1 rRNA gene is annotated in these 1159 nt (G+C 47.5%); it reads right to left on the bottom strand.

Annotated features, from left to right (window positions below):
- Window positions 1-1081: 1081 nt before the first annotated feature.
- Window positions 1082-1159: ribosomal RNA gene (rrf, locus tag PsAD5_RS28835) — 5S ribosomal RNA — on the bottom strand; the annotation flags it as partial.

The raw sequence follows: 1159 nt of genomic DNA, 5'->3' as shown, positions 1-1159 counted from the left end.
AAATCTTTGGTGTTCTGAAAAACGTAAACTAAGTCAGCTATTCCGTAACAGCGTCTTGTTACCAAGACACTCGCGAATAACCGCCGTCCACGTTTCTCTTTCTTCTTCCGTATTCAATTGTCAATGAGCAGAGACTTTCGCCTCAATATCCAGACTTACAAGACCTCTTAAAAACCCCGTAAATCCTTCTGTTTTTGTGCCTCCAGAACCGCGCCTCAGTGGCCCGCCCCGGTGGCGTGAAGCGGGTTATAGGGATACCAGACCGACCCGTCAACACGCAAACTCCAAAAAAACAAAACAATCGGGCAAAAACTAAAATTCAAACAATTCAATAACTTCATATATCAACCCACATACCACCACCAGACACCCAAAAACCCCAGAAACAAGCCAATAACAACCAGCCAAAACACCAAAAATTAACAAAACCAAAATTTGCACAGACACTGGGAAAAAACACACACCAATCAAGACCGCCCCAGACCCCACAAAAGCTGCCTAAGAAAGAGCTCCGCCAAACAGCACAGCACTCCAGGAGCAACAATGAGAGATGGAGACACACAAGAGAACATGACGAAGCGCAGACAGAGACCCTGGCAGCAAACATTCCCTACCCCCTACTCTTACAGCTAGCGCCAGAGTGCTGAACAAGCCAAGGTTGGAGCCAAAGAGATCAGCGTCACCAATCAGAGGCAAACATTGAAAGGAGAGAGGTAAGAGAAATGGCGCGCGATAATTGAATAATCAGTCAGCCTCATAACAGAGCCGTGCCCCAAAGAGAGGCTCAAAGCACTTCTTACATCGAGGAAGATCATAAGCTTCAAGGATATTCTTCGATCAGGTGGCCTAGCAACCCAGGGGATCACCAGCCATAGAGGCCAACTGTTGGGTGTATATTCGGTGCTAAGGGAGTGTTTTAATTCTTGGCAGGCTGAGGCTCATCTCTCGGCTCTCCCCTTCTAGCTAGGAAAGCTTCCGTTAGAACGCAAAAAAGCCCCCATGCATTATGCATTGGGGGCTTTTTGTCTGATATGTTTGTTCTGTTTTATTTTGTAGAGATTTGTCGGTGTGTATTATTCATGCCCGGCGGCGCCCTACTCTCCCGCGTCTTAAGACGAAGTACCATTGGCGCAGGGGCGTTTCACTTCCGAGTTCGGGA

This window comes from Pseudovibrio sp. Ad5 (genome assembly GCF_001623095.1).
Classification (GTDB): domain Bacteria; phylum Pseudomonadota; class Alphaproteobacteria; order Rhizobiales; family Stappiaceae; genus Pseudovibrio.
Note: the sequence above shows the minus strand (reverse complement) of the source record. Positions and strands in the feature narration are given on the sequence as shown.